We start from the raw sequence: 25,595 nt of genomic DNA on the forward strand, positions 1-25,595 counted from the left end.
TTAGTCTTGACACATCAATTATAGATACTTAACTTTTATTCAATCTTTGTTGTATCTCTTTCCCTATCCATTCATACGCCCCCGCGGAGTAATGGTATTGAGCAATGCCCCACTGATGCTGACGAGTTGTAACGGCCAGCCTTTCAGGCATATCAATAACTTCAAGGCCTGTCCTGCTGAGAATTTGAGATAGGTTTGCTATTTTTAGCGACATATCTCTCGCGGAAATACCGCGAAACACGGGAACCTCGGTGCCTTCCACAGAAGTAGCAGCCCATGGCGTATTAATGACTAGAGTTTTCTCAGAAAGACCGAGATTTTCTAAATAATTGTAGAATTTTAAAGCGGCGTTTTCCCAGAAAGAAGTATGCCTTTCTGTTCCAATCTCAATTCTTCCCGGCTTCGGACTCACCGCATTCAGCCATTCTGAACGTGAAAGCTCTACAGAACTCGTCACGAAAGAGTTATCGGGTAATTTGTGAACACCTAGTCTTTCATCAGTAAGGTCCACTAGTAACAAATCAATGTCGTCAGCGTGTTCTCTGAGTGATTTTAATAAATTAGAATCCAAATCACCGGTCAGCATCCGATTTTGAAAATTGGAATCTAAAGGTGGGCCTTTGGTCAAGGATGAAGGCCGATTCATTGCGCTTATGAGAGACTGACGGGCTACGTATCCGAGCAGGTTGCAACTATCCGGGAGATACTGAAATGTGTCACGGCTTACGCAGCTACCGTAAATGAAGAGATTAGGCATACATCTAAACTACAGCAATCTGGTGCTTCGCATTAGAGTACCACTGGATGCTAAAATTAACACTATGGCTTTACGTACGAGAAACATCGAAAAATACAGGTTGAATGGCGTCCGCACTTTTACGACAATTGAAGCGCTTCTCGCGAGTCCGATTAGACCTGGTCTAAATTCAGTTAAGTCAAACAATCGATTCTTTGACTTTTTTTTCGAAGACCGAGGCTCGAATGTCACTTTGGTCGCCTTTCACGCAGCTCTAGGAACAAAAACAGAGCATTACCCTATATTCTCAGGACACAATTTTGCCAAAGAACTAGGCGTCAATCTACTTTCATTTGCAGATCCTGCATGTGGCGGCGCAGAATCGATGCTAACATTTTGGCATCAATCCACTAAACGTGTTGATTCTTCAGCTTTCATCGTAGATATTGTCAAGAATATTGTAAATTCTAGCTCCGGTAGAAACCTTATCTTCTTCGGCTCATCCGCAGGCGGATTTGCAGCTCTCCGTTACAGCGCTTTATTTGCTGGTTCCGTATGTGTCGTAATGAATCCGAGAATAGAGTTAGAATCCAAACCATACAGGTTTGACTCATATTCTCGAAGAGCATTCCCTGGGTGGTTGCCTGAACAAGTAGCTAAAAGATTTCCTACCAGCATGTCGAATTATTACTCGATTCCTCGAAAAAACAAGGTTTTTTATCTCCAAAATTCGAACGATGAGCTATATTTTAATTTTCATTTTATGCCATTTAAAGTTGCAACTAAAAGTCGAGATAATATTCAATTCAAAATTGAAAATTGGGGTAAAGGTCATGTCGTTCCACCTAAAAACGAGTATATGGATCTACTGAAGCAACTCGTCTCATCTGCACCGAACTGGTCGTCCAGGCCGGATGGATTCATCAACGGAGGAATGATTGACAATGACGGCTCTCAGCACACGCCCTCAAAATCGGTGGCAGTGATTCACCAAGAAATTGAGCGTATCCATTCACAAATCAATGATATCGACAAAAAATCAGTTGCTCCAGAACTTAGGCAAATCCTACAAGTAGCATATTCGGATTTGGAAATGCTGATTAAGGATTTGGCATAACTCTTTGAGAGAACACTCCTGTTTACTCACGTGTTTAAACGTATGCAAAAGCGTTGACTCCACATCCTCGGTTACAAAATTTATTCGTATTGAAACGAAGCGAAACGCAGCCTGATCAACGCCGGGGCCGTGGCTGGCGCAATGGGCAACTGTAAGATGAACGTCCCATAAATGGGTCACGGCGGATAAGCGATTCACGGCCGTTGTCGGCGCAACGAAGACACGGCTTGCTTTCGCGACCGTAGGCATTGAGCGACCGCGAAAAGTAACCGCTTGCACCGTTGACATTGACGTATAACGAATCAAAGCTAGTTCCGCCCGCTTCCAGCGCCCGGGTCATTACATCGACCAGGGCTTCGTCCAGTCGTGTAACTTCTGGACGTCGCATAGTTGCTGTATTTCTCAGCCCGGAAAGACCCGCCTGCCACAACGCTTCATCGGCGTAGATGTTCCCCACCCCGGAGATAATTCCCTGGTCAAGGATGGCACGCTTTAGATCTGTGGAGCGTTTACGTAGTGCCAAGTACAGATCGTTTTGGTCTCTATGTGGATCCAAGACGTCGCGGGCGATGTGCGAAGCAGCCTGAGCAATGAACGGCTGACTACTACCTGCTCCTCCAGGGTATCCGTCTGTTGTGAGCACTAACGGGGAGAGAAACATCCCGCCGAAAATACGCTGGTCAACAAAACGCAGTTCGCTAGGCGCATCAGAGCGCTCGGCAAGAGATAGGCGCACCTTGAGATGTTTTTCATCCTCAGCATCAGGTTCTTCGACGAGTAACTGCCCGCTCATCCCTAGATGAGCTACGAGTGCTGTAGGTTCTGGCAGTCCTTCGAGATCCATCCAGAGAAATTTGCCGCGGCGCGCTACTGATCTTAACGTGCAACCGGTGAGCGTTTCTTCAAAGTCTTGGGCGCCATCGATGTGCCGGCGAACCGAACGCGGATCAAGTACCTGTACGGACTCAATTAAACGGGCCCTAACCCACTTGTCGAGTCCGACGCGTACTACTTCTACTTCGGGCAGCTCAGGCATGACGCAACTCTAATTTGTCGGGAGGTCTTCACCGGGGTGAAGCATATTCCAGGTATTGCGCGCGGCTTCTTGTTCGGCTTCCTTCTTAGAAGGGCCAGTGCCAGTGCCATAGACCTTGTCTGCAATAAGAAGTTCAGCCACATAGGAGCGTGCATGGTCTGGGCCAGAGCCGGTGACCGCATATCGCATATCGCCATTTTTGGCGGCTGCGACTTCTTCTTGAATGACGGTTTTCCAGTCGGTGGCAGCGCCGAGCAACTGGGGATCCGAAAGAAGCGGTCCAATAAAGCGCATGACCATTTGGCGTGCTTCGTCCATGCCGTGGGACAGGTAGACAGCACCAATGAGTGCTTCCATGGTGTCGGCAAGGATGGAGGACTTATCTGCACCATTGGACTGGCTTTCGCCACGCCCTAAAAGAATATGTTTGCCGACTTCTAGCTCACGAGCAATGCTAGCCAGTGCGCGCGTGCTGACAACCGCGGCACGACGCTTCGCAAGATCACCCTCGGCAAGATCCGGGGAGCTTTTATAGAGATGTTCTGCAACGCAGAATCCCAGAATGGAGTCGCCGAGGAACTCTAGGCGCTCATTGGTGGGTATGCCACCGTTTTCGTAGGAATACGAGCGGTGGGTCAATGAAAGATGAAGCGTCTCGGAATCAAGTTCGATTCCGAGACGCTTCAAAAGTTCTTCTTTAGAAGACATGTCTTAGACGTCTGCTACCTTGCGGCCCTTGTATTCAAGGAACAACTCGGTACCTGCTGAGTCAGTGACAACCTTTGCCTGGTGAGGCAGGCTGTAGGTAACGCGACCGTTTTCCATGGTTTTCACCAAGCTCGGCGCGGTAGCCTTCCACTGTGCACGGCGGGCACGAGTATTCGCACGGGACATCTTCCGCTTTGGAACAGCCACGACTACTTCTCTTCTCTCTCGTCTGACGTTTTGTCTGTTGCCACATCTTCTGTGGCGGCCTCGGACAACTGCGCAAGCGCTGCCCAACGAGGATCAACTACCTCGTGGTGGTGCTCAGGATCATCATTTAGGTTGGCTCCGCATTCATTGCAAAGTCCTAAACAATCGTCCCGGCATACCGGCTGAAACGGCAGGACAGTTCCCACTGCGTTCCGCAATACCGGATCGATGTCCATGTGGTCACCGATAACCCAATACTGATCTACATCATCATCTTCTTCGAATTCATCACTATCTTCATAGTAGAAGAGTTCCTGAATATCAGCCCCGTACTTGAACCCGATAGGATTCAGGCACCGTCCACATTCGCCAGCGATTTCCACCGTGGCGATGCCGGATACCAAAATGCCCTCGTGTACAGCTTCAAGGCGAAGATCTAAGGAAACCTCAGATCCTCCACGAATACCAATGAGTGCGTTACCCACATCTGCGGGTGCCGGGACTTGCTCGTTGAGAGTCCTCATGGATCCTGGTGCACGACCGAGCTCCATGGCTGATATAACCAATGGCGACTTGCGATCGAGTTCGCCGTGTGACGATCGATCAGAACGCTTACCGCTAATGATGACTCCTACTTATACATAGTCCGACATTTCATCTTAGCTTGCGCGGAGCCTAGTTCCCAAACTGAAAACCGTTCCACGCACTAAGATTCATTGTTGCACTGAACACACTTTATCCCACGGACAGCAGAAGCAGGAAGTTGAACACCCCTGCACTAGGGCATGTCTTTTGGATAAACAATGGATCTCACGCATAGGATTGACTCAGCTTTCATCATCACTAAGGGTTCTCATGCGTGCTTTACCAGTCTTGGCCAGTGCAGTTGGCTTCGCTAAAAAACGTCTCATAGCGCGACAACAACGCGTTCAAGTTAATCGTTATGCGAAGCATCTGTTCCATCTGCCACAAGGCGAGCAACGCTACCGAGTGGGACTGTACTTTGCAGACGACATGGTCAATGCTTATCAATTGCGTCAGTGGTACGCGCCGTTACAACAGCTGGCACAATCAGTTCCGGTAGTCGTTATTGCTCGCCAGCCCGGGACAGCATTGGCGCTATCTGAAGAATGCCCCTTGCCGGTACATCTTGCACCAACAATCGGAGACGTCGAAGCTTTAGTTGATTCACAACGTATAGATGTTGTGTTTTACGTCAATCAGAACATCAAGAACTTCCAGATGATTCGATTCAACGAACCTGACCATGTGTTCATCTGTCATGGCGAAAGCGAAAAGGCGTACATGTGGTCAAATCAGTTGAAGTCTTATGATTATGTTTTTGGTGCTGGCACGGCAGCACGGGATCGACTAGCGAAAAATTTGCGTAACTACGACGCCACAGCGCGCACCCGTCTCGTGGGGCGTCCACAGATAGACACTGAGTATCTGGCTCCCTATTCATTGAATACCAAGCTACCCACCGTGTTGTATGCCCCTACCTGGGAGGGTGACCGTCCCTCAATGAATTATGGCTCGGTAACTAGTCACGGCGTCAAAATTATTGAATCACTGATTGCCGACGGCGGCTTCAACGTTATTTTCCGTCCGCACCCTCGTTCCGGGGTCAACGTAGAAGAATACGGTGCTGATGTTGCCCGGATTCGGCAAAAACTATCTGAAGCGAATCCTGGTTCAGCAGGGCGACTGCTTTTTGACGACACCGCGCATTGGGGTTGGCAGTGGTCCAAGGCTGACGCGTGTATTACAGATATCTCCGCTGTTGCCTATGACTTCCTTGCCACCGGCAAACCTATTTTTATTACTACTCCGGTGTCGCCCGAAGCAGTCGTGGCGGACTCTCCTGCGCTAGAGCAACTGCCCAGTCTGAGTTCAGTACAGGCTGAGAATGCGGCAGAGCTAATTCACCAGGCGCTGGAAATGGAAGACGCCGAACGTAACGCTCTGATTGAGCGTTACTTCGGCGACATCACTCCAGGAGCCAGCATGTCCAGGTTTATTTCTGAAACGCTGGACTTGCTGGAAAGCTAGTTATTTATTGCCCTACATGCGCGGGTTGACTCACTAGTGATTCAAACTGCCTTAGGGCTCGTTTCTGATACCTAGCAGCATCAAAGTCTCGTTCGGCTCGATAGCCTTCAAGGTGCTTTTCCATACCCTCTTTTAGCCCTGCAACGGAATTCTCTACTAGTAGTCCGTAGCCGCCAATAAGCACACTATGTGAACCTACAACGTCAGTAGAAATCGCTGGAAGGCCCAGCATCATTGCCTCAATCATGGCTAGACCCTGCCCCTCATAGTCAGATGAGAACACAAAACAATCTGCCGATTTTAAGGTAGGGAATGGGTTGGCCAGTAGTCCAGTAATAGCGACTTTGCCTTCCAATTCCAGCTGGATGATCTGTTCTTCTAGGCTCATTCGTAGTGGGCCATCCCCGATGAGCAGCAAGCGTGTGTTCGGATGAGTTGCATGAACCTCCGCGAATGCACGCAAGAGTTTGGCTTGTCCTTTTTCTGGGGAAAGACGCGCCATATTGGCGAAGACCGTTAAGTCTTCGCCGGGGAACTCATGCACCGGTTCAGAGAGCTCTGACCATTGCGCAGGTTTGACGAGGTCCAACAGATTCTCGGAAACGGTAAACGAAGCCGGGTCGATATCAAACCGTTGACCCAATTCTCGTTCGTTAACTTCACCAACACTATCCGTGACGGACACTAAGCGATCATAATGTGGGTAGGTGGCGAAGAGTCCGGGCATACTGCCAAAGCGTAGAAGCCACTCGCCTACCATATCGTTGTGAAGGTAAATGCACGTCTTAGTTGCGTGACTGTGAGCGGCACCAAACAGTGCGGCCCAGAACCGCGAGTATCCTTCAAAGTTAATCGCGACATCGAATTGCGCGTCACCAAAACTGCGACGCATTTCTCTGACCATGGTGTTGAAATGAATTTTTTCTGCCTCGGGCGAGCTGAATCCACGTTGAGCATGATAGGAATCCGAAACCCAGCGTTCCTCGGCGGACATGGCAGTGGCGCCCGCGCGCGGAAGCACCTGCACATGGCCCGGTAGCGAGTTGAGAATCTCCAGCGCTGCCGGGTCAGCAGCCGTTGCATTCATGTCTACCGCCACAGTGACCAAGTACTTACTTGGGTCCAGCGAACCAATCAAGTTAACAAATGCTGTGGCAATGCCGTTGGGCTTAAACGGGCCCTGATAGAACAACAATTTGGTGCGACGGTCCAATGCAGGAACAAGCACCTGTGAAGCATCGTCAAAGAAGAAGAACTCAATCACGCGCTTACTGGCTGCCCCATCCTCCATTGGCGCGAATTTAGCAACGTTATCCGCAAAGTTTTCATGCAATTCGGCCGCAGGAGCATCCAGCACCTGGTGCAATTCATCAACTAACTCGTGGATGCTGTCGCTGACCGGGCCTGGCCACGTTGCCCTGTCGAAATACAGTCCACGTTCGGAATCATAAGCTTCAAAGTCCGGCGTATAGAAGAGAACTGGTTTACGGGCTGGCAAGTAGTCGTAGAAGATCGAGGAGTAATCGGTGATGAGCACATCAACTACAGCCAGTAGCTCATTGGTATCGATTGAAGCAGGCACAATTGTTGCGTTTAGTTCTGCATCACCAATGAGTTGCTCGGCAAAGCGGTGGGCACGAAACAGCATGTGATGCTCGCCCTTGGCCATCTGAGCAACGTCCGAGACTAGAGAATTCACATCGTAGCTTCGGTCGTTGAGCTGGCCACGCCAGGTAGGTGCAAAAAGAACCACAGGTTCTTCACTCTGTGAATCAATTCCAAGCAGACTGAGGATCTCGTCTTTTCGTTGTTGGGTAAGATTCAGCATCGAGTCAATTCGAGGGCTGCCAGTCAAGGCGACCTTGGCCGGGAAGATTCCATCCAAGTCATGGTCTATAGAGAGGGTCTTCAACGTGTGTTCGTTGGGCACCATCATGTGCGTGGTTTGCAGGAAATTGCGCTGCACATTCCTATGCTCGCCAACTACACCTTTAACCAGTTTGCCCATAAATTTCAGCGGCGTGCCGTGCCAGGTATTAAGTACTTGTTGTCCCTCACGACGCGCATAATATGTGGGGAACGTTGCGTTATTTACGAGGTACTTAGCTGTACCGAGCAATCTAATGTAAGCATCCGAATGTTGCTTGATGATTGCTACGTCGCTGTAGTCCGCCAGTTGTGCGGGAGTCTGCGTATGGTCGTTATAAACCCATGCGTAGCGAAAACCCTCAAAACGTGGATCGTTGCGCATCTGGAGGAAGATCGCCAAAGGATGACAATGAATGTTCTTACCATGGGAGGATTCAAAAACTATGAGCTTTTCGTCCAACGGCAATTGTTCGGTTGCATGAATGAATAGTGCCCCACGATGACGTCCTACACCTTTGAGCGCGTTCCCGATTCCGGCGACTGAGATTTCGTTGAAAAGTAGCATATTCTCAAAGTATTCGCAGGCCTGTTGTGGCTCACCAATTTTACTCAGAGCCTGACCGGCGCGGGCTTGCCACATACGCTGGGTGGTTGAGGTGTGCCACAAAGCGTCCTGGTATGCATTTGCGGCTTGCTGCCATTGCCCACGCTCCTCGGCGCTTTGGGCTAGTGCGATACATTCTGCGGCGCGTGGGCCAGCTATAGCTGGCACTTTGAGCGCATCAGTGAGGTATCCCCAAGCCTCTGCGGCTTGTAAATAGATATTCGTAGCTTGTTCATAGCTACCTAGCTGATGTAACGCGTGTGCATACCGGTAAAGCGCTACAGAAATTTCTACCCGGCTCTGTTCAGGAAGTAATTCGACAAAGGTGGAGTAGGTGTTGGCAGCACTGGCATAATCTTCTGCACGCGCATAAGCGCGCGCTTGGGCGTAGGCCGAGATGACTTGTTCTTCAATGCTCGTAGCCGTGGCCCGAGATTCGCCGAAGTGCTTAGCAGCAGCTTCTAGGTTGAATAATCTACTATTCACTTCGCCGGCTCGGTAATTTAATGCCTGCCGAATTTCTGGATCTCCGGATTCGTCCAGAGCTCGGCGATAGGACTGCTCCGCTCTGTTCCAGTCGCTTTCTCGCTCATGCAACCGGCCAATGCCAAGCTTTAGTATCCGCTCGTTCCCACTGGTGAACACGGCTTGTGCATCTGCGTTCCTGGAATTTTCGTAGTCTCCCAGCTCTTCGTAAGCGCGTGCTAGACCGTACCAGACCTTTGAATGCTGTGTCTCTAAGGCGGTGGCTTCTAGATAAAAGTCACGTGCTTGTTCGAAGCGCGACATGAATTGTGCCGCCTGCCCCGAGAGGAACAACCACTGTGCGTCTTGCCTGTGGACTTCAATGAAGTTGCTTCGTACTTCGAGTTCTCTCCAACGCTGACCGGTAACCAACAGATGGTTCGCGAGGGCCTTGGAAGTTTCCGGATCTAAGGGGTACTTTGTTACCAAAGTTTCCAGGATATTCCCGGCCAAATCTTTATTGCGCGCGGCGACCGCACATTTGGCATACCGCTGATGCCAGCGCACATTCTGGGGCTGTCCTGCACAGGCAACGGCAAACAATTCCAGTGCACGATCGAATTTTTTCATGCGTTGCATGTTCAACGCCAACGATTGGATCCAGCCGTAGCGATGGGGCTGACGGGCAATAGCCATTTCCATGTTGGACATGGCTAGTGAGTACTTCTTTGTCTTGTATTGGCACAGTCCTAAACGGAACCGGATGTCGTCGGAACTTAGGAATTTGGCTTTCAGTACCCGTTGATAAAAAACTGTAGCGAGGCGGTACCTTCCGCGACGTTCGAGACGTCGTCCAATTCCTAAGACAACCCGGAGACTATACCTGTTCACGTTAACCCTTTGACCATCGACCTAAGACGTTCCACGGAAGCGATCATTCCGTGGTTGCATGCCCACCAGATGATTCTGCCTTATAACGCCATCCAGACTTGGTAATTACTCCCGTGTTGGTATCAAGACGCGCGAAAACCCGGCAGTCCTACGGACTGCCGGGTTAGGAGTTGATGCTACTTACTCTGTGGGAAAAACTTCTGCACTACCCGGCGCGAGGCAAAGCCATCATCTTGAGGGGCGAACCGTTTGACAAACGCTTCTCGTTCCACTCCCCCGATGTCTTTACCCTCTAGTGCATCCGCGACGGTATCCCAAAGTTCGGCTTCGGTTTCGACAATTGGGCCAGGCATTTCATTCTGGTAATCAAGATAGAATCCACGCAAGTTATCTCGATAATTTTCCAGATCATATGCGTAGAAGACGATAGGTCGACGAAGCAACGAGTAGTCAAAGAACACTGACGAGTAGTCGGTGATCAACACGTCTGTGGCGAGGTACAGTTCCTGAATATCTGGGTATCCAGAAACGTCCAAGATCCGTGCATTGAGTTCCTCAGGAATACTGATTGCGTTAGACACCAGTACGTGCATACGCAATAACAGGACGGTGTCCTCGCCAAACCTACGGTCAAACTCTTCAAGGTCCATCGGTAGCTCAAACTTAAAGCGTCCATGCCCGGTTCCGGCATCATCTCGGAAGGTTGGAGCATAAAGCACCGTGCGCGTATCTGGGGCTAGCCCCAATCCTTCGCGTATAGAGACTTCCCGTGCCTGAGCATCCGGAGCCATGAGGATGTCATTGCGCGGATACCCCAGCTCGGTGGCCATTCCGGAGAACGAGTATGCCGACTTCATAATGTCGGTGGTGTATTTTGACGGTGAAATCAGATGAGACCACTGGTTGGTCGCGTTAAGAACACGTTCCACATAACCTTCATCGCGACCATGGATTTCTTCGATATCCAAAGCCATATGCTTCAACGGGGTACCGTGCCACGTCTGTAGATAAATGCCGTTCTTCCGTCGGCGCAAGTAATGCGGGAAGCTCTGGTTAGAGACCCAGTACTTAGCCCGGGCCAAGTACCAGAAGTACTCCGGCGACAGCCGCTGAATAACAATGGTATTTGGGTCTGTGAAGCGATGCGCGCCTGAGTAAATCCAAACTTTCTTTCGAGTGTCACCACTACGTACGAGTTCCTCGTAAATGTACCGCGGTGAGTCGCCATATTGTTTGCCCAACCCGGACTCAAATACCACGATATTCTCATCCAGTGGGGTTCGTGAGACAGTCTTGAACATCGCCCGCATCACCGAAAAGTACCGTTTGTTCTTACGGAAGCGCCGTTTGAGCTTGTCCGGGAGCTCAGCCTTCCAACCATCCTGCGAACGCTTTCGAAGAGACGCCTGCTCAATTTCCTCGGTCACACGCTGGCTGTTGTTCTGGTCACGGTGCGACATGAAAACATCTGCGCGCTGAATATACTGTGGCTCCATGGTCTTGCCACGGTCCATGGTCTCGGCAAGATCAGTGAGGAGGCTACCGCTATCGAAGGCGATGCGGCCTGGAAGCTCAGCATCTAGGTCAAGGTGCGAACCCTTTTTCCCTAAGAATCTTGCGCGGTCAAATTGGAAATAATGCACGGGTTTATGCAAGAAGCTGAAGTCAAAAGCGACGGATGAGTAGTCAGTGACCATGACCGCCGCAGTTTTGATCAGTTCTTGGACGTCCACTTCACCTTGAACGATTAATCGCGCAGGTGTGTCTTGGAAATGCTCACGGAAGTGCTGCATGTTTGGATGAAGACTGAAAACCACTTCCAATGAGTGCTTGGCTGCCATCTGCGCTAATTCTGGAGAAGACAGCAGGTCCTTCCATTCCTGGAGGTACGCCGATTCTAAGAATGCTTCCTCATTTTGCAACCAGTCCCTCCAAGTAGGGATGATCAGAAGCATATTCTTATTCGTTGGAATGTCATTTGCCAACAGTGAATCGAAGCGTGAGAGCCCGGTGACCTTGACGTCTTCCGGTGAATACAAGAAATCAGAAACTATGTAATGTTTTTCTCGCTCCGATGAAACCATAAATAAGTCGGTGGTGAAGCCCGGCGAGTTCTTGCCGTAATTCGGCACCATCCACTTGGTTCCCATAACGCCGTGCTGTAGGAACACGCGGGTCGCGCGAGTCCTTGCCGAGAAACTCTGATGCCGAGTCGGATATAGGTAATCAGCATGATGCGTACCGACAAATCGCGAAGCACGCGTTGCTAGTTCGAAATGTTCTTTGCTTCCGTGGAAAACAACGTGATCCATGGTGTCAAAGTTGCGCAGGTCTGGGGAATTTTCATCGATAACGTAATAAGCATCGATGTCTTGTCGGTGGGTCCGAAGATAGCGGAAAAGGTGGAGCGCGTTATCTTGCGCTTTATAAGAAAGTTCGCCAACAATCCAGATTGGTTTGCGTCCACTCTCAAGTATGGGGAAGCTCTTTGCACGAGAATCCTCCAGTACTGCGAAGGCTTCTTTCTCGTACACCTCAAGGATCAACGATGTCGATTTTGCTTTGAAGGTGAAGTACGGCGAAATTGCCAGTGTTTGATTGCCTTTGTGGACCGCGCCGGCTTGCGTAGTAGAGCGAACAATATAAGGAGTCCTTGTTACACGAACTCGCCGTTCCTCAACGCTACCTTCGTGGGTAACCATGAGGTAGATGTCGTAATTGTCGCCTCGGTCAAATAACTCCCAATCCTGCGCAGTGAAATCCAGGTCGGCTTGCCACTTATAAGTAGCCTTACCGAAGCGACGGTCTGCGAGGTTTGAGTCAAGGGTCAACTGTATTGGTGTTTGAAACTCAGTTTGAGTACGGCGCCCAACAACACTCAATCGCGCCCCGGTCAGGCGATCAGTTTGAGTGTCTAGAATACCGGCTAGCGAGAGAATGCCACCGCGGACTTGGGTTACATCTGTCCGAATACGATAGGAGTGCGACACTTCGCGGTTGATACCAATCGAAACCTCGGCGCGTTTGTTGACATACACCCCAGTACTGCGCTCATTGGAGCGGTACCGCGCAGCTCCGAGAAGTTCCGTCTTTTCAAAGCGCCCCATAATTCGGTGAGCAATCACCGGGCTGTTTAGGGCTATTTCGCCTTCTTCAATTAGCCCTTTGACTTCTTTTCGACGAAGCATTTCGCCATTTGGTTCGAGTTGGATCCATGCGATAGCGCTTGGGAGTGCCTCGAATTCGCATTCGAAAGTGAATGCGAGCCGGACGGTTCCGGCATGAAGTCCGTTTTCGTCTTCAACCTCTTCGACCTCGGTATCGGGATGTCCTTCTTCCGATGATTCCAATTCAGCTGAGTTCGAAATCGCAAGTTCGCGATAGTCCTCCCACGAGTTCAATACTCTGTCGAGTTCTAACGTGGCTGTGGCACTGTAACGATCGGCTGACCCCTGCACTTTCGAGACCACTGGTTCAGAAAACACGATGTGACGTCCGTGAAGTACTGCTACTGAGTAAGGTGCATAGTTTAGTTCAGCATTCAGGAGTAAACGACCATCACGAGACTCTGCAGCTAGCGCATGATGCCCCGAATAATAGCGGTAGGATTTCCGCTTCAGCCGCTGGGCTCGCAAATCGCTGACGAGCGACTGTACTAGTGCTTGCGCGGAATGCTTCTTGAATGCCACTAAGTTGTGTTCCTTAATATTGTTCGCCATTTATTGCAAGCTTAGATTGAGACGCATGTTCGTGTTGCGTAAACTTCACGGATACTCAACTCATCGGCGAACATAAATGGTCAGCAAAAATTCCTTCAGATGCTAGATAGCCAAGGGTTCATCAATGAAAGTCTTTGCGTTTCAGATTCCTAGACCAACACCGAACGTGCATATAAAGTGATTCGTTGCCTGATGACGCTAAGCAACGTAGGTGTAGTAAACGAAGGAAGTAGCTCCCCGAAACGCTCCTGATCCTCACTGAGGTTCACTTGTCCATGCATCCTCTATTTACGTTGAGTTCTACTGGTATTCTACGTAACTAAACGGCCCTAACAGCGGGTATTGAGTGCGTCGACCCCGAGTTTTAGCTGTTAATTTCCTAGCTATGCCATTGACGGAAACCGATGAGCTTTTTTGCGCGCTCTTCGATGAGCTGTTCAATGATCTGTTCAAAACGGAGAGTCGACTCTCCAATGGCAAGATCACCGAAATAGAAACTGCGCATTTTCTGTCGGTCATTCACGTGCTCGTCTTCAAACAATGCTGCGTGTAGAAACTCTGAATTCAGTGCTATCGAATTCGAATCTATGACCTGGCATGCCTGCGAAACGGGAGCATCGCGCAGTAAATTTGCCGGATTTGTGCGACGGTCCGAAAGCACGATAGGTCGTTCAGGATGAAGGTAGAGGTAGTCCAAAGCCACACTCGATACGTCGGTGATCAGTGCGTCAGTAGATGCGAACATAGCGAGAATATTTCCTTGAAGGCAAACCAAATGATTAGCCCCCAGAGCATTGGACTCATCAATTAAGTTCAAGATATTTTCATGTGCTTCCGCAACGGACGGATTGGTACTACTTTGCACGCGCGGATGAGGCTTATACACGATTCGTATAGCTGGACTTCCAAGCAACAAATTGATGATTTGTTCCCCATAGAGGTCTATAGACGTGTAATTGTTGTCATCGTTCTCGCCCTCCCAAGTAGGCGCGTACATGACATCGAACTTGTCTGAGGCTTCCAGCTCGGGCGCAAAATCGATATCTAACTGTGGACGCCCAGTCACGAGAAGCTTACTGAAATCAAAATCGACCAGCATCGATTCATGACGTTTGATCGCAGCCGGTCCAGCTACCAGAACTTTGTCATAGGCTTTGGCGCGATTTGAAACCATCGAGAGTTTGTCACTCTCCCCATGATTTACATGCACATGGACCAGACGAGGGTGCTCGATAGACTGAAAATTCGAATAGGAATTATTTACGTATATCACCAGACGCAGATCATTATCGTTATACAACTTGATCAGGTCTGCGTATTTACGGATATAAATTTTGGGCAGCGACGTCAGCTTTGAAGCAGCTCTAAACGCGCTTAGAGAACGAAAAACAAGCAAGACCTCTAGTTTCTCGTTCAGTTGTTCCAGTACAGGTAGCCACTGGGTCACTTGATATATCTTGCTCGCGGTGTCACCGAAATACATGACAACTCTGCCAGGAACCGGCATATCAGCCATTCCGATTCCAGGACCAACAGAAGAAGCGCCGAACAGGCCGGCTACTTTCTTAACTGCTGGTCGACGCCCTAAATTTTTAAGTACCGACTTCACATTGGACGTAAAAATCTCAGGAAAATGTTCGAATGTCATGGAAGCTCTTCTGCGAGTGGTTAGTTGCTATGTCAAAAGAACTAGCTGAGTTCTTTAACAATCTGGCTTAACGAGTCGAGGGTGTTCTTCAATGCCTCGACATGACGCTCATCAAATTCGCTCAGCACGCGTTTCATTTCGGTAGTCGAGATTCCAGCGGTACGAGGCAAGTAGACAACTTCAACTTCGTCGCCTAGATCATCAAATTTTCCCTGCCAGTCTTCGCCAATTCCGAAGACTTTAGCATCATACTTTTTGATGTCAAGACGCTTCTGTGCCCAATTTTCTTCGGGGATAGCCAGATCTACGTACTTGATGGCCTGAACGATCTCTAGTCGCTGATCAAATGGAACAACAGGCTTTTTACCCTTGATCGCATTGAACTCATCGGTTGAGACGCCAACTACAAGACGGTCACCCTTTTCCTTGAGTCGCTTGAGAATGTTCAGATGCCCAATATGGAACAAATCGAACGTACCGTAAGTAAGAACTGTTTTAGCCATGTTTACCTCCACGTCATGAAACTGATGCATAGTAATTGTGGTGAGCTCTGTAGCCCTCCAATAAGTTTAAAGAACTGGCGGTCGTCCTGCCATAGTCATTCTAAGCACGGTAGACCACTTCAGCTTAGGGCGAGTCTCACGATGCCAAGGGCTACCGCTCCAGCCGGCGCGCCAACCAGCCAAATACTGACGAACCGCAGAGCGGTTTTTCCGCATTCTCAGGCACTCCACCAGTAACCAAGAGGTTGGATAGATCCAACATAAAGGTGCTGGGAGGTTTCTTCGCGCAAGCCATACTCGGTTACGTGCATTCAGACGGTAAAACTCGTCATGGCGGCGTGGGTCAACGACCGGGTGACCAATGCGCATATCCCCCGCGTACCAAACATAATGCCCGGTATCCCATATGCGCCAAGCGAGTTCGATTCCTTCATGCGCGTACCAAAATCCTGCGGCCCAACCGCCGGTGGCATCGAAAAGCGCTCGGGGACTAACTAAGCAAGTCTCCCCCACATGAAAGACCTTGCTAGGTTCTTCGGCCGTACGCTTGTTTAACCGTGGAATCCAACGTGTGGGATCATTCTCCAACGATTTAGGATCCGTAATTCGTGGCTGTAAGAGACCCATTTTCGGATACCGCTTGAACCGTTCAACAGCAGTGATCAAAAAATCTTCATCCAGGAACCATGAATCATCATCTAGAAAGCAAAGGAATTCGCCTTGCACATGGCTCACGCCCGCATTACGGCCGGCAGGAATACCTAGGTTCTCAGGGAGGAAGTGTGTTTTGATGGACGACGGAACGTCAGTTGGATCCCAACCGTTACCCACGACGACGGCGTCAATCTGAACACTCTTCTGCGCAAGTAGAGACTCTAATGCGCGTTTCAATTCGATGGGACGGTTTCCCATGGTCAGAACAACGACGCCAATGTGCGGCATCTTTTCAGTCGACATCGGTTTCCTCCCTTCTAACTAATTAGCTTTGAGCCTAGTTGAGGCCATATTTGCAATGAAATGTCCTACGTTAACTAGCACCGTAGCTGGAAGCAAGATCCAGATCATCCATTTCTCGGCAATCCCTGGTTCTCCAACGAGAGCCGAGATGATGGCACAAGCAAGGATCACGAGGCTAAGTTCCACCGCATGCAGCATCCGGTGAAAAGGCACGAAACGCGCTAAATAACGTAAACGTCCTACCAGTGACGTCACTGGTATAGAGCGCGCTTCTGCCGTATCAGGAAGCTTGCCCAGTCCTGCCATGCTACGGGCGGCATGCACCATCAGTGATTGCGACCTGTTGAGTACAAGCAGAACAGCCAGACATGCTCCCATAAACAACGTTGGCCATGCCTGCGTTGCATTGTCGCTACTTCCAGAGAGCTCCATGAACACGCGGTAGCCCAGGGCAATAGGGATCAGCGCTTCGGTTGTATGGTGACCGACCATATCGATGAATATTCCGCGCGGGGACTGAGTGCCACGCCAGCGAGCCACTTCTCCATCTGAACAGTCAAAGTAGAGCTGTACCTGTGAGAGTACGACGGCCAGTAGTGGTCCCCAGATTCCAGGGATTAGCAACGCTATAGACATACACCAGCCGGCGAGGATCATCAACCCGGTGACACCGTTGGCAGAGATACGGGTTCGCACCAATACCGCTGTGAGGTAGATAGAGATGTGACGAAGGTAGAGCTCGGCGGTCCAGTGTTCTGCATTTTTTCGCGCACGGACTTCAGGTGGTTGGCAAACCGCACGAAGTTCCTGAAGCGTCGGTCGTGATGGACGTTCTGAACTCATTTGACCCTGCCTTTATCCAAAGTACTGCCGGCGCCAGATATACGTCCTTTAATGTAGCCGAGCGCCCATGGAAGGTGGATGGAAGGGAAAGCTACTGCGGTAAGCAGCTTTTCTTTGAGTCCCTGCCCTTTGGCGCGTATTCCTTCTACAGCACAGATCGATGCGTAAAGCACGGGGACAATCTTGCTCAGTTTCATCAAGGAATTTACTGGGTTCGGAAGCGATGCACCAGCAAACGGCTGAACAACTGAGGAGATCATTCCCACGCCTACTCCCACAAGTAGCAGCGGAGGCAGATCATGTCGCAAGGATTTCCCCTCGGGGAATCGCCGGGCAATTTCACCACGCCAGGTTCCAGATGCGAACGACTGTTTGATTAACGCGCGGAAGTTATCGCGCGGGTAATAACCGACTTTTAGCTCTGGATCAAACCAAACCTTATGGCCTGCCTGTCTAATTCTGAGGCAAAGCTCCCAGTCTTGAGCTCGCCACATGTTCTCGTCAAAGTATCCGACCTCGTCGAACACTTCCCGACGAAAGATTCCTAAGTAAGCAGACTCGGCTTCACCTTCGGGGGCACCTGAATGATAGGCAGGTCCACCAAAGCCAAATTTCGAGTGATAGGCAGCAGCGATTGCTTGTTGTAGTGGCGTACGGCCACGAGCGTCCATTAGGCCACCAACATCATGTGCACCAACACGATTGAGAGTCTCAATGCCACGTTTTGTGTAATTAGTAGGAAGCTCACTATGCGCGTCGACGCGAACCACAATTGGATAAGTTGAATTACGGATGGCAAGATTCAATGCAATTGGGGTTCGCCCTTGGGGGTTGTCCACCAGAGTTATCCGTGAATCTTGAGCTGCTAGTTGCCGGGCAACAAGATTTGTTTCATCCGTGCTCGGACCCAATGCAAGCACCAGTTCCTTGTCGCCCGCGTAGTCCTGCGCGAGAATCGATGCGACTGCCTCTTCGAGGTACTCGGCTTCATTCAGCACAGGCATTACGTAAGCAACGCCTGGATTTTCAGTCATCCGTCCCTTTACTTCTTCTTCAAATGAGCTTGGTAAGCCTTAATTACTGCGTCAGGGTCGCCGTCCATCTTTTGAACGCCCTTTTCGATCCAAATACAGCGATTACAAGTTTCCTTAATTGAATTCATGGAATGCGAAACGTTGAAAATCGTTCCCGCGTGTTCTTGAATCTCTCGAATCTTAGCTTCACTCCGCTTACGGAATTTCGCATCGCCCACGGCCAAAGCTTCGTCAATAATCAGAATATCGTGTTTTTTTGATGCTGCAATTGCAAATTTTAGACGAGCTCCCATGCCAGACGAGTAGGTACGCATCGGCAAGTCAATAAATTCTTCGAGCTCAGCGAATTTTATGATCTCTTCTCGCATCTTCTCAACTTCTTCACGGCTATAACCGAGTGCGAGACCGCCCAGAGTAATATTCTTATCGCCTGAAAGCCCAGGGATAAGAGCAGCGCCCACGCCCAGCAGGCTAGGCCGAGATCTCGCGTAGACACTTCCAGAAGCCGGCGGGGTCAACCCAGTAATGGCTTTAAGGAGAGTTGACTTGCCTGACCCATTTGAACCAATGATCCCAATGGACTCATTCTCGTACGCAACAAACGAGATCCCTTTCAGTGCATGGACTGTACGAACGCCACGCATATTCGACTGGAGTAACCGCCTGGCGCCTGCAGCTCCGACGGCTTTACCGCTGGAAAACACTTCGTACTTGACATGAAGATTGTCTACCATCACCACTGGTTGACGGTTAGGGTCAATTTTCAGGCTCGCGCCCTTTACATCTTCAGGAGAGACCACATCGATAAACGACGTGTCGTCTGAAAAGATCCGCTCAGGTTCATATTCCGGATGCAATTCAGGGTTTATTAGATCATCGAAGTTAATTCTCACGACCGTACCGCTCCTCCGCTTTCCAGAAGTAAACAAGACCGAATGCTAGAGTTCCAAAAGCCCAGATCCCTACCACAAGCCACGCACGGGGTTCATAAACTGCATTGTCCATGATCATCGCACGTGCAATTTGCAATGTTTGGTACAGAGGATGGTAATCAAATGCTGTAACCATCCATGGCCATTTATTTAGGATTCGATCAACGCTAAAAAGAACGCCGGATGTGTAGAACAAAACTCGCCCGATCAGCGGCAAGATATTTGTGAAGTCACGTATATGCACCGTAATTCGCGCGCAGATCAACGCAATACCCATGTTGAAAACACTGAAGAGAAGTACAAGAGGAATGATCACAAACCAAGTCCACTTCGGTGAAGTCCCCAAGATAAGTGCGTAAAGAAACATGACGGCGAGCATCGGAACCAACGTCAGAAGATTCTGAGTTACCTGAGCAACGGGAAGCGACAAACGGGGAAATGCCAATGACTGCACTAACGCAGTATTTCCAGTGATCGACTTCGCACCACCATTCATCGACGTCGTAAAGAATTCGAATAGGAACACACCAATGACAACAAAAACGGGGAAATCCACGCCTCTACTGCCGCCCTGCAAGATCCCAAAGATGAACCCATACATAATCGCGTTGAATGTAGGTTTCAGCACCACCCAAACAGAGCCCAACCGGTTACGCTCGTTCTGCGACTGCACGCGAGCCTTTGCTAGTTCATAAATGAACTCTCTCCGGCTCCAGGTCTGCTTCAGGTAATCGACCAATGACGGTCTTGCCCCTACTCGGTGCAAGCCGTACTTTTCGGCTTCCTCCGCAACTGTCATGTGGAAAATGTCCTCTTGTCGAATGCTAACTACTACTTGAATTCGTAAGCACAGATGATCAAAGTCTAGTTTATGCGCGGGGCTATCACGTGATTTCAGGCGCTAAGCGCGCGTGCAGTTAATCCCACTCAGTGTTACAGGTGTTTATTGCGGTGGATTCTCCGCAAGATATTTCGCCATCATATCTGTTTGCAAAGCTTCGGAAATTTGAGCGACGGCTAGTTCGCTGGCGAGTTCAATTGATTGGCCGTCCGGACTTGTTGAACTACCAGCGGTTGGCATGGTGAACATTTCAAGCTTCTCGGTATCAACGTTTTTTAGTTGCATACCCAATCCGACCATCGTCGCAGCATCAAACTCTGAGTCAAAGGTCAGATACGGCGAGACCTTATCTACGATGTTATAAAGCTTCGTTGGATTTGTGAGCGTATCGTTTGACAACATTTGGTTCACCGCGGCCATCAAGAAGGTCCGTTGGTTCTTTACTCGCTGGTAGTCGCCATCGCTGAACGATTTGCGTTCGCGCACAAAGCGCAGAGCGCGGTCGCCTTCGAGGGTGATCTCGCCCTCTGGGTAGAAGTAGTCGGTGTCGTTTGCGGTGAAAGGTATTTCGTTGGTCACCTTCACACCGCCGAGAGCAGTGGAAAGTTCGCGGAAACCTGCGAAGTCGATCATAGCTACGTGATCAACTTTCGTATCGAATAAGCCCTCTACCGTTTGCATCAGTAACGGGACACCCCCAAGCTCAACGGCGGCGTTTAGCTTGTTCTGTCCATAACCTGGAACATCCACCCACATGTCTCTAACTAATGACATGACATAGATCTGTTTTCGGTCCTCCGGAATATGAACCAGCATCATCGAGTCACTTCGCTGACTTACAGCGCCCTCTAGTGCCGCTGAATCTGTCTCATTCTCATCCGCGTGATCAACACCCAGCATCAGAATGTTCATCGATCCGTCATCTGGGTTTTTAACCGGACGCGAGCTCTGCTGCTCATCGGTGTAGTTGATGGCTAAGGTGTTAGATTTCGAATTGAAATTATGTTGAAGGTTAAAAACATAAAACCCAGCACCCAAGGCAGCAACAACAACAAGAGCAACAACAGTCATCAAAACGCCGCGCATGCGTCGTTTTCGCTTGCGCTCCACTCCGTAGCGGGCGCTACGAGAGGTGAAGGTTTGGCTCTTGTTTGGGATATTCATTCCTGCAGCTTCTCAAAGAAAATCTATGGTCTTCCCATGTGGCAAGTGTTTGCTCGCTACAGTGGCAATGAAAAAGACTACTCAAGATAAATGTGATTATCCTGAGTAGTCCCTTTACGCCTAGTTATCTAGAGTAGCCACGAAAGTTTTGAGCCAGCTTTTCATACCCTCACCGAGCTCTTCATTTTCTACGGCAAGCGTCACGTTTGCCTGCAGGTAGCTCAGCTTGTCTCCGGTGTCATAGCGGCGTCCTCGGAAAATAACCGCATGGACCCCTCCGCCTTCGTTGTTGTTACCGGTAGCCAGTTCCTGAAGCGCGTCGGTTAACTGTATTTCCCCGCCCCGACCTGGGGCAGTGTGCTCCAATACCTCAAAGACTTGTGGATGCAACAAATAACGACCGATTATCGCTAGGTTACTTGGTGCTTCTTCAACGCTTGGCTTCTCAACGAGTGCATTGACCTTGACGTAGTCTTCACCTTCGACTGAAGAAACATCTGCACAACCGTAAGCACTAATCTGCTCAGGCTCAACTTCCATGAGCGCAATGACGGAGCCACCTGTTTTCTGCTGCGTTTCCACCATCAACGACAACAGTTCATCACGTGAATCAATGAGATCATCGCCAAGAAGGACGGCAAACGGTTCGTTGCCTACATGTTGCTTAGCGCATAGAACTGCGTGACCGAGACCACGAGGGTCACGCTGGCGCACGTAGTGGATATCGCCCAGTTCAGTCGCTTCTTGGACCGAACGCAGTTTTTTAGTGTCGCCTTTGGCTTCCAATGATGCTTCGAGAGAAGGAACTCGATCGAAATGATCTTCGAGAGCGCGCTTACTACGACCTGTAATCATCAGGACATCATTGAGACCAGCTTTGACTGCCTCAGCAACAACATATTGGATCGCTGGCTTGTCGACAACGGGCAGCATCTCCTTGGGCATTGCCTTTGTTGCCGGCAGGAATCTCGTTCCAAGACCCGCTGCTGGGATAACCGCTTTAGTAATTTTTGGATTTAGTGCCACGGTGATAGTCCCCCACCATTCTCAAATGTAAATAAAATTTTGCGAACCATTCCCTGCTCGTTACAGGAACCTGAATTTAACTCTTTTTCGACAGTCGTTTAATGACCGCGCGTGGGAAGTACTCGTTAACATCCCCACCCAGTGACTGCACCTCTTTGAGCAGCGACGACGATAGGTGAGTAAATCTCGTATCGGCCTGCAGAAAGACTGTCTCCACTCCGGTGAGATGACGGTTCATCGTAGCCATAGGAATTTCATAGGCATAGTCCACTGTGCTTCGCAGCCCTTTCACTATTGCCTCTGCTCCTTGCTCCTTGCAAAAGTCCGCAAGGAGACCTTGCCCCATAGGTATGGCCGAGACACCACGAAGACCTCCCACCGTCTCTTCGACGATGGCAACCCGCTCTTCTTCAGAAAAACGATACTTCTTTGAGTAGTTTGTCGATACGGCAACAATGACCTCGTCAAAGAGACTTGCCGCTCGGGCAATGATCTCAACATGGCCATTGTGAAGGGGATCAAAAGATCCTGGGCATACAGCTCTGCGCATATCTAGAATCTATCAACAAACCTTAGATAACACGTGATTTTGATACTACTGTCGTGTAACGATTCATGTGTGTTCGCTTAGACCATCCAGAGGCCACGAAGCATAATTGAGCTATGACCATTGAATCTACCCCCTGGCGACGAACTGCTCAGAGCGCAAATCTCTTGGGAGCAAACGGTGAACCCAGCGTCACGATCTTTGAAGAAATTACCGGCCTTGCCAATAAACATCAGGCAATTAACCTAGGTCAAGGTTTCCCAGATACGGAAGGTCCACAAGAAATTCGTGAGCTTGCAGTCAAGGCTATCCACGACGGGGCCAACCAATACGCCCCTGGCAGCGGGATTCCCGTGCTACGAAATGCGATAGCAAAGCATCAACACCGGTTTTACGGGTTGACCATTGATCCTGACACTCAGGTGGTCGTCTCCACGGGAGCAACGGAAGCAATAGCTGCGGCAGTTTTGGCTTTTGTCGAAGCTGGGGACGAGGTAGTCACCTTTGAGCCGTTCTACGATTCCTACGCCGCCATGATTGGACTGGCTAACGCAACTCACAAGGTAGTGAAATTGCGCGCTCCCGCCTTCGCGCCTGATCTTGATGAGCTTCGTAATGCCGTTACGAGTAAAACTCGGATGATTATTGTCAATAATCCCCATAACCCTACTGGGACCATCTTTGACACTGAGGTCTTAGACGAAATCATTGCTCTTGCGCACAAGCACGATTGCATTATCCTTTCGGATGAAGTGTACGAACATCTCACTTTCGCTTCCGTACATGTTCCCATCGCTAGCCGCACCGGCGGCTTTGAACGAACCATTACGCTTTCCTCCGCAGGCAAATCCTTTTCCTTTACAGGTTGGAAAGTCGGCTGGGCAACCGGGCCACGAGAGCTAATAACTGCTCTGCGCACAGTCAAACAGTTCCTTTCATACTCTTCTGGGCCTGCCTTCCAGCCTGCCGTAGCGCAGGCATTAGAACTACCCGATACATTCTTTGAAGGTTTTGCCGCAGATCTTGGTGCTCGTGGCGATCAACTTGCCAAAGGACTTGAAGACGTTGGTATTCAAGTGATTAGGCCCAAGGGTACGTATTTTTTGGTTGCAGATTTACAGGGCCTGGGCAATAACAGCGCGTTGGACGTTGCGAAACTGATGCCGGAGCGTATCGGTGTAGCTGCGATTCCAATGTCCGTATTCGCTCTTCAAGAAAACCAGAAGGACCATTCCTCCTTGCTGCGGTTTGCTTTCTGCAAAAGACCTGAAGTTATCAGCGAAGCGGTAGAGCGGCTCCAACATCTTCCTAAGGTACTAGCAAAATGAGTATGAAACCGCTGAAACGCTGGCTTGGTGGGATCCAAGAACACGCAAGTATTTATCCTGATGATCTCGTTCCAGGAGCGATGATCTTAGCGATTGGTGGCGCCGAACAGTCACACGTTAATCTGACTCACCCAGAGGAAATCTTCTACGAATACCTCGCGCGGATTGCGAATCACCTCGACGTGCTACGCCCACAGCCTGACCCGCTCAAATTCTTGCATTTGGGCGCAGGTGCCCTGACCTTGGCCAGGTGGGCTGCATTACGGTACCCCGAGAGCCAACATGTGGCTGTTGATATTGAGCGTGAGCTACTTGATTTTGTTTTGACTCATCTGCCTTTGCCAGAACAATGCAATTTGCAGACACTGGTGGCGGATGCCCGAGCAGTCTTGAAAGAAGAATTGCTGGAAGAGAAACATGACGTAATCGTCTTAGATATTTTCAGCGGCCCGGAAGCACCAGAGCATCTGACTAGACCCGAATACTATGAAGAACTGGCTCAGGCGCTAGTACCTGAGGGTTTGCTCTTCGTAAATATTGGTGACGACCCACCACTGGCGTTTACGGACCGCCAAGTTCAAGCCGCGCAATCTGTGTTCGACTATGTCCTGCTAAGTTCAACCCCGGAAATGTTTACGCGCAAATTCCCTGGCAACTTGATACTTACCGCTTCAAAGAAGCAAATCGACCAAGTAACTATTCAAGCTTGCGAGGCTGCTGGTCCGTACCCATCAGAGGTCAAACACTCTTTAGCTCTGGACCGGTTCGGCAAACCATAATCTCGTTTCGCCGTATTTTTTGTCAGCGATCTTTTCCAAGTTTGCGGGCCATATCGGTTCTGGCGAACGGCTTGAACGCTCGACAATGACCGTTGCGTCTTCTGCCAAAACTCTAGAAACTTTGTCGAGGGTGACAGCGAGTTCCTGATCAGTCAATGGATATGGAGGATCCATGAAGATTAGGTCAAAGGTTCTTTTTGGAGCATTCGTCTCTTCGTCGAAAAAGCTGGAGAGAACCGTATCAACTTTTCCTCGTTGGACCGAGACAACTTCACTCTTCAGCGCCTCATTGATTTTGGTGGCGTTGTGCTGACAGACGCTCACCGCTTTAGGAGCTAGCTCAACGAGCAATACCTGGCGTGCTCCACGACTTGCGGTCTCTAGCCCTAGGGAGCCAGAACCAGCAAAGAGATCCAATACACGGGCCGACGAAATGACGTTCCAGCTTTCGAGGCGAGAAAACAGTGCTTCTTTGACTCGGTCGGTAGTCGGTCTTGTTGCATCTCCGGGTACTGATTTCAGGCTAGTGCCCCCGGCAATTCCGGAGATAATACGGCTCATGTCTTGTTACTACTTTCCAAGTGTCAAC

22 protein-coding genes are annotated in these 25,595 nt (G+C 49.9%); 4 read left to right on the forward strand and 18 right to left on the reverse strand.

Annotated elements, in window-relative coordinates:
- Positions 1-28: 28 nt before the first annotated feature.
- Positions 29-757, reverse strand: coding sequence for a DUF6270 domain-containing protein (locus CQ011_RS03340; protein ID WP_219844177.1), 729 nt, complete (start codon positions 755-757; stop codon positions 29-31).
- A gap of 64 nt (positions 758-821) precedes the next feature.
- Here CQ011_RS03340 and CQ011_RS17650 point away from each other — a divergent pair, with 64 nt between their 5' ends.
- On the forward strand, positions 822-1,853 hold the full coding sequence (locus CQ011_RS17650; protein ID WP_146112550.1) for an alpha/beta hydrolase: 1,032 nt from the start codon (positions 822-824) through the stop codon (positions 1,851-1,853).
- 115 nt (positions 1,854-1,968) lie between these two features.
- Here CQ011_RS17650 and mutM read toward each other — a convergent pair whose 3' ends face one another.
- From mutM to CQ011_RS03365, 4 genes are read right to left on the reverse strand one after another with little or no spacing between them, the layout of a single operon-like run.
- On the reverse strand, positions 1,969-2,889 hold the full coding sequence (mutM, locus tag CQ011_RS03350; RefSeq protein ID WP_105674598.1) for a bifunctional DNA-formamidopyrimidine glycosylase/DNA-(apurinic or apyrimidinic site) lyase: 921 nt from the start codon (positions 2,887-2,889) through the stop codon (positions 1,969-1,971).
- A 9-nt stretch (positions 2,890-2,898) separates the two neighbouring features.
- Complete coding sequence (gene rnc / locus CQ011_RS03355; RefSeq protein WP_105674600.1) at positions 2,899-3,597, reverse strand: ribonuclease III; 699 nt, start codon at positions 3,595-3,597, stop codon at positions 2,899-2,901.
- Positions 3,598-3,600: 3 nt separating this feature from the next.
- On the reverse strand, positions 3,601-3,804 hold the full coding sequence (rpmF, locus tag CQ011_RS03360) for a 50S ribosomal protein L32 (protein ID WP_096255361.1): 204 nt from the start codon (positions 3,802-3,804) through the stop codon (positions 3,601-3,603).
- A gap of 2 nt (positions 3,805-3,806) precedes the next feature.
- Entirely contained in the window at positions 3,807-4,328 is a 522-nt protein-coding gene (locus CQ011_RS03365) for a YceD family protein (protein WP_096255359.1), read from the reverse strand.
- Positions 4,329-4,659: 331 nt separating this feature from the next.
- Between CQ011_RS03365 and CQ011_RS03370 the strand changes: the two genes are divergently transcribed.
- Positions 4,660-5,856: a CDP-glycerol glycerophosphotransferase family protein gene (locus CQ011_RS03370; RefSeq protein ID WP_105674602.1), complete on the forward strand. Its 1,197-nt coding sequence runs from the start codon at positions 4,660-4,662 to the stop codon at positions 5,854-5,856.
- 4 nt (positions 5,857-5,860) lie between these two features.
- Here the strand turns inward: CQ011_RS03370 and CQ011_RS03375 are convergent, their stop codons facing one another.
- From CQ011_RS03375 to coaD, 12 genes are all read right to left on the reverse strand, one after another.
- Entirely contained in the window at positions 5,861-9,505 is a 3,645-nt protein-coding gene (locus CQ011_RS03375; RefSeq protein WP_105674604.1) for a CDP-glycerol glycerophosphotransferase family protein, read from the reverse strand.
- 356 nt (positions 9,506-9,861) lie between these two features.
- Positions 9,862-13,374, reverse strand: a complete 3,513-nt coding sequence (locus tag CQ011_RS03380; RefSeq protein ID WP_181147971.1) for a CDP-glycerol glycerophosphotransferase family protein — start codon at positions 13,372-13,374, stop codon at positions 9,862-9,864.
- A 409-nt stretch (positions 13,375-13,783) separates the two neighbouring features.
- Positions 13,784-15,052, reverse strand: coding sequence for a CDP-glycerol glycerophosphotransferase family protein (locus CQ011_RS03385; protein ID WP_105674608.1), 1,269 nt, complete (start codon positions 15,050-15,052; stop codon positions 13,784-13,786).
- 41 nt (positions 15,053-15,093) lie between these two features.
- A complete protein-coding gene (locus tag CQ011_RS03390; RefSeq protein ID WP_105674610.1) occupies positions 15,094-15,555 on the reverse strand; it encodes an FAD synthase family protein in 462 nt (153 codons plus the stop codon).
- 66 nt (positions 15,556-15,621) lie between these two features.
- Entirely contained in the window at positions 15,622-16,512 is an 891-nt protein-coding gene (locus tag CQ011_RS03395; RefSeq protein WP_105674612.1) for a glycosyltransferase family 2 protein, read from the reverse strand.
- 18 nt (positions 16,513-16,530) lie between these two features.
- Complete coding sequence (locus CQ011_RS03400; RefSeq protein ID WP_105674614.1) at positions 16,531-17,355, reverse strand: CDP-alcohol phosphatidyltransferase family protein; 825 nt, start codon at positions 17,353-17,355, stop codon at positions 16,531-16,533.
- On the reverse strand, positions 17,352-18,389 hold the full coding sequence (locus CQ011_RS03405) for a glycosyltransferase family 2 protein (RefSeq protein ID WP_105674616.1): 1,038 nt from the start codon (positions 18,387-18,389) through the stop codon (positions 17,352-17,354). The genes CQ011_RS03400 and CQ011_RS03405 overlap by 4 nt, the downstream gene beginning before the upstream one ends.
- 8 nt (positions 18,390-18,397) lie before the next feature.
- A complete protein-coding gene (locus CQ011_RS03410; protein ID WP_105675027.1) occupies positions 18,398-19,123 on the reverse strand; it encodes an ABC transporter ATP-binding protein in 726 nt (241 codons plus the stop codon).
- A gap of 148 nt (positions 19,124-19,271) precedes the next feature.
- Entirely contained in the window at positions 19,272-20,120 is an 849-nt protein-coding gene (locus CQ011_RS03415; protein ID WP_105674618.1) for an ABC transporter permease, read from the reverse strand.
- Between the two features lie 144 nt (positions 20,121-20,264).
- Entirely contained in the window at positions 20,265-21,326 is a 1,062-nt protein-coding gene (locus CQ011_RS03420) for an LCP family protein (RefSeq protein WP_105674620.1), read from the reverse strand.
- A gap of 120 nt (positions 21,327-21,446) precedes the next feature.
- Complete coding sequence (galU, locus tag CQ011_RS03425) at positions 21,447-22,352, reverse strand: UTP--glucose-1-phosphate uridylyltransferase GalU (RefSeq protein ID WP_105674622.1); 906 nt, start codon at positions 22,350-22,352, stop codon at positions 21,447-21,449.
- Between the two features lie 76 nt (positions 22,353-22,428).
- Entirely contained in the window at positions 22,429-22,902 is a 474-nt protein-coding gene (gene coaD, locus CQ011_RS03430; protein WP_105674624.1) for a pantetheine-phosphate adenylyltransferase, read from the reverse strand.
- Between the two features lie 113 nt (positions 22,903-23,015).
- Between coaD and CQ011_RS03435 the strand changes: the two genes are divergently transcribed.
- Both CQ011_RS03435 and CQ011_RS03440 read left to right on the forward strand, forming a co-directional pair.
- The gene (locus CQ011_RS03435; RefSeq protein ID WP_105674626.1) at positions 23,016-24,227 is read left to right on the forward strand and encodes an aminotransferase class I/II-fold pyridoxal phosphate-dependent enzyme; all 1,212 of its coding nucleotides are present in this window, start codon (positions 23,016-23,018) and stop codon (positions 24,225-24,227) included.
- Positions 24,224-25,006, forward strand: a complete 783-nt coding sequence (locus tag CQ011_RS03440) for a spermidine synthase (RefSeq protein ID WP_286161070.1) — start codon at positions 24,224-24,226, stop codon at positions 25,004-25,006. Before CQ011_RS03435 ends, CQ011_RS03440 begins: the two co-directional genes overlap by 4 nt.
- On the opposite strand, the gene rsmD is transcribed toward CQ011_RS03440, so the two are convergent.
- Positions 24,977-25,567 carry a 16S rRNA (guanine(966)-N(2))-methyltransferase RsmD gene (gene rsmD, locus CQ011_RS03445; RefSeq protein WP_105674628.1) on the reverse strand — a complete coding sequence of 197 codons (591 nt, stop codon included), beginning with the start codon at positions 25,565-25,567 and terminating at the stop codon, positions 24,977-24,979. The two genes, CQ011_RS03440 and rsmD, sit on opposite strands and share 30 nt — an antisense overlap.
- Positions 25,568-25,595 lie beyond the last annotated feature (28 nt).

This window comes from Arthrobacter sp. MYb213 (genome assembly GCF_002979915.1).
Taxonomy (GTDB): Bacteria; Actinomycetota; Actinomycetes; order Actinomycetales; family Micrococcaceae; genus Glutamicibacter.

What these genes read in the sequence shown, in the direction of transcription:
- mutM (WP_105674598.1), bottom strand. Translation starts at nt 2,889, where the DNA reads ATGCCTGAGCTGCCCGAAGTAGAAGTAGTACGCGTCGGACTCGACAAG.
- rnc (WP_105674600.1), bottom strand. Translation starts at nt 3,597, where the DNA reads ATGTCTTCTAAAGAAGAACTTTTGAAGCGTCTCGGAATCGAACTTGAT.
- CQ011_RS03390 (WP_105674610.1), bottom strand. Translation starts at nt 15,555, where the DNA reads ATGGCTAAAACAGTTCTTACTTACGGTACGTTCGATTTGTTCCATATT.
- CQ011_RS03435 (WP_105674626.1), top strand. Translation starts at nt 23,016, where the DNA reads ATGACCATTGAATCTACCCCCTGGCGACGAACTGCTCAGAGCGCAAAT.
- coaD (WP_105674624.1), bottom strand. Translation starts at nt 22,902, where the DNA reads ATGCGCAGAGCTGTATGCCCAGGATCTTTTGATCCCCTTCACAATGGC.
- CQ011_RS03410 (WP_105675027.1), bottom strand. Translation starts at nt 19,123, where the DNA reads ATGGTAGACAATCTTCATGTCAAGTACGAAGTGTTTTCCAGCGGTAAA.
- CQ011_RS03420 (WP_105674620.1), bottom strand. Translation starts at nt 21,326, where the DNA reads ATGAATATCCCAAACAAGAGCCAAACCTTCACCTCTCGTAGCGCCCGC.
- CQ011_RS03365 (WP_096255359.1), bottom strand. Translation starts at nt 4,328, where the DNA reads ATGAGGACTCTCAACGAGCAAGTCCCGGCACCCGCAGATGTGGGTAAC.
- CQ011_RS03385 (WP_105674608.1), bottom strand. Translation starts at nt 15,052, where the DNA reads ATGACATTCGAACATTTTCCTGAGATTTTTACGTCCAATGTGAAGTCG.
- CQ011_RS03415 (WP_105674618.1), bottom strand. Translation starts at nt 20,120, where the DNA reads ATGACAGTTGCGGAGGAAGCCGAAAAGTACGGCTTGCACCGAGTAGGG.
- rsmD (WP_105674628.1), bottom strand. Translation starts at nt 25,567, where the DNA reads ATGAGCCGTATTATCTCCGGAATTGCCGGGGGCACTAGCCTGAAATCA.
- CQ011_RS17650 (WP_146112550.1), top strand. Translation starts at nt 822, where the DNA reads ATGGCTTTACGTACGAGAAACATCGAAAAATACAGGTTGAATGGCGTC.
- CQ011_RS03370 (WP_105674602.1), top strand. Translation starts at nt 4,660, where the DNA reads ATGCGTGCTTTACCAGTCTTGGCCAGTGCAGTTGGCTTCGCTAAAAAA.
- CQ011_RS03375 (WP_105674604.1), bottom strand. Translation starts at nt 9,505, where the DNA reads ATGTCCAACATGGAAATGGCTATTGCCCGTCAGCCCCATCGCTACGGC.
- CQ011_RS03395 (WP_105674612.1), bottom strand. Translation starts at nt 16,512, where the DNA reads ATGTCGACTGAAAAGATGCCGCACATTGGCGTCGTTGTTCTGACCATG.
- CQ011_RS03405 (WP_105674616.1), bottom strand. Translation starts at nt 18,389, where the DNA reads ATGACTGAAAATCCAGGCGTTGCTTACGTAATGCCTGTGCTGAATGAA.
- CQ011_RS03400 (WP_105674614.1), bottom strand. Translation starts at nt 17,355, where the DNA reads ATGAGTTCAGAACGTCCATCACGACCGACGCTTCAGGAACTTCGTGCG.
- CQ011_RS03440 (WP_286161070.1), top strand. Translation starts at nt 24,224, where the DNA reads ATGAGTATGAAACCGCTGAAACGCTGGCTTGGTGGGATCCAAGAACAC.
- CQ011_RS03340 (WP_219844177.1), bottom strand. Translation starts at nt 757, where the DNA reads ATGCCTAATCTCTTCATTTACGGTAGCTGCGTAAGCCGTGACACATTT.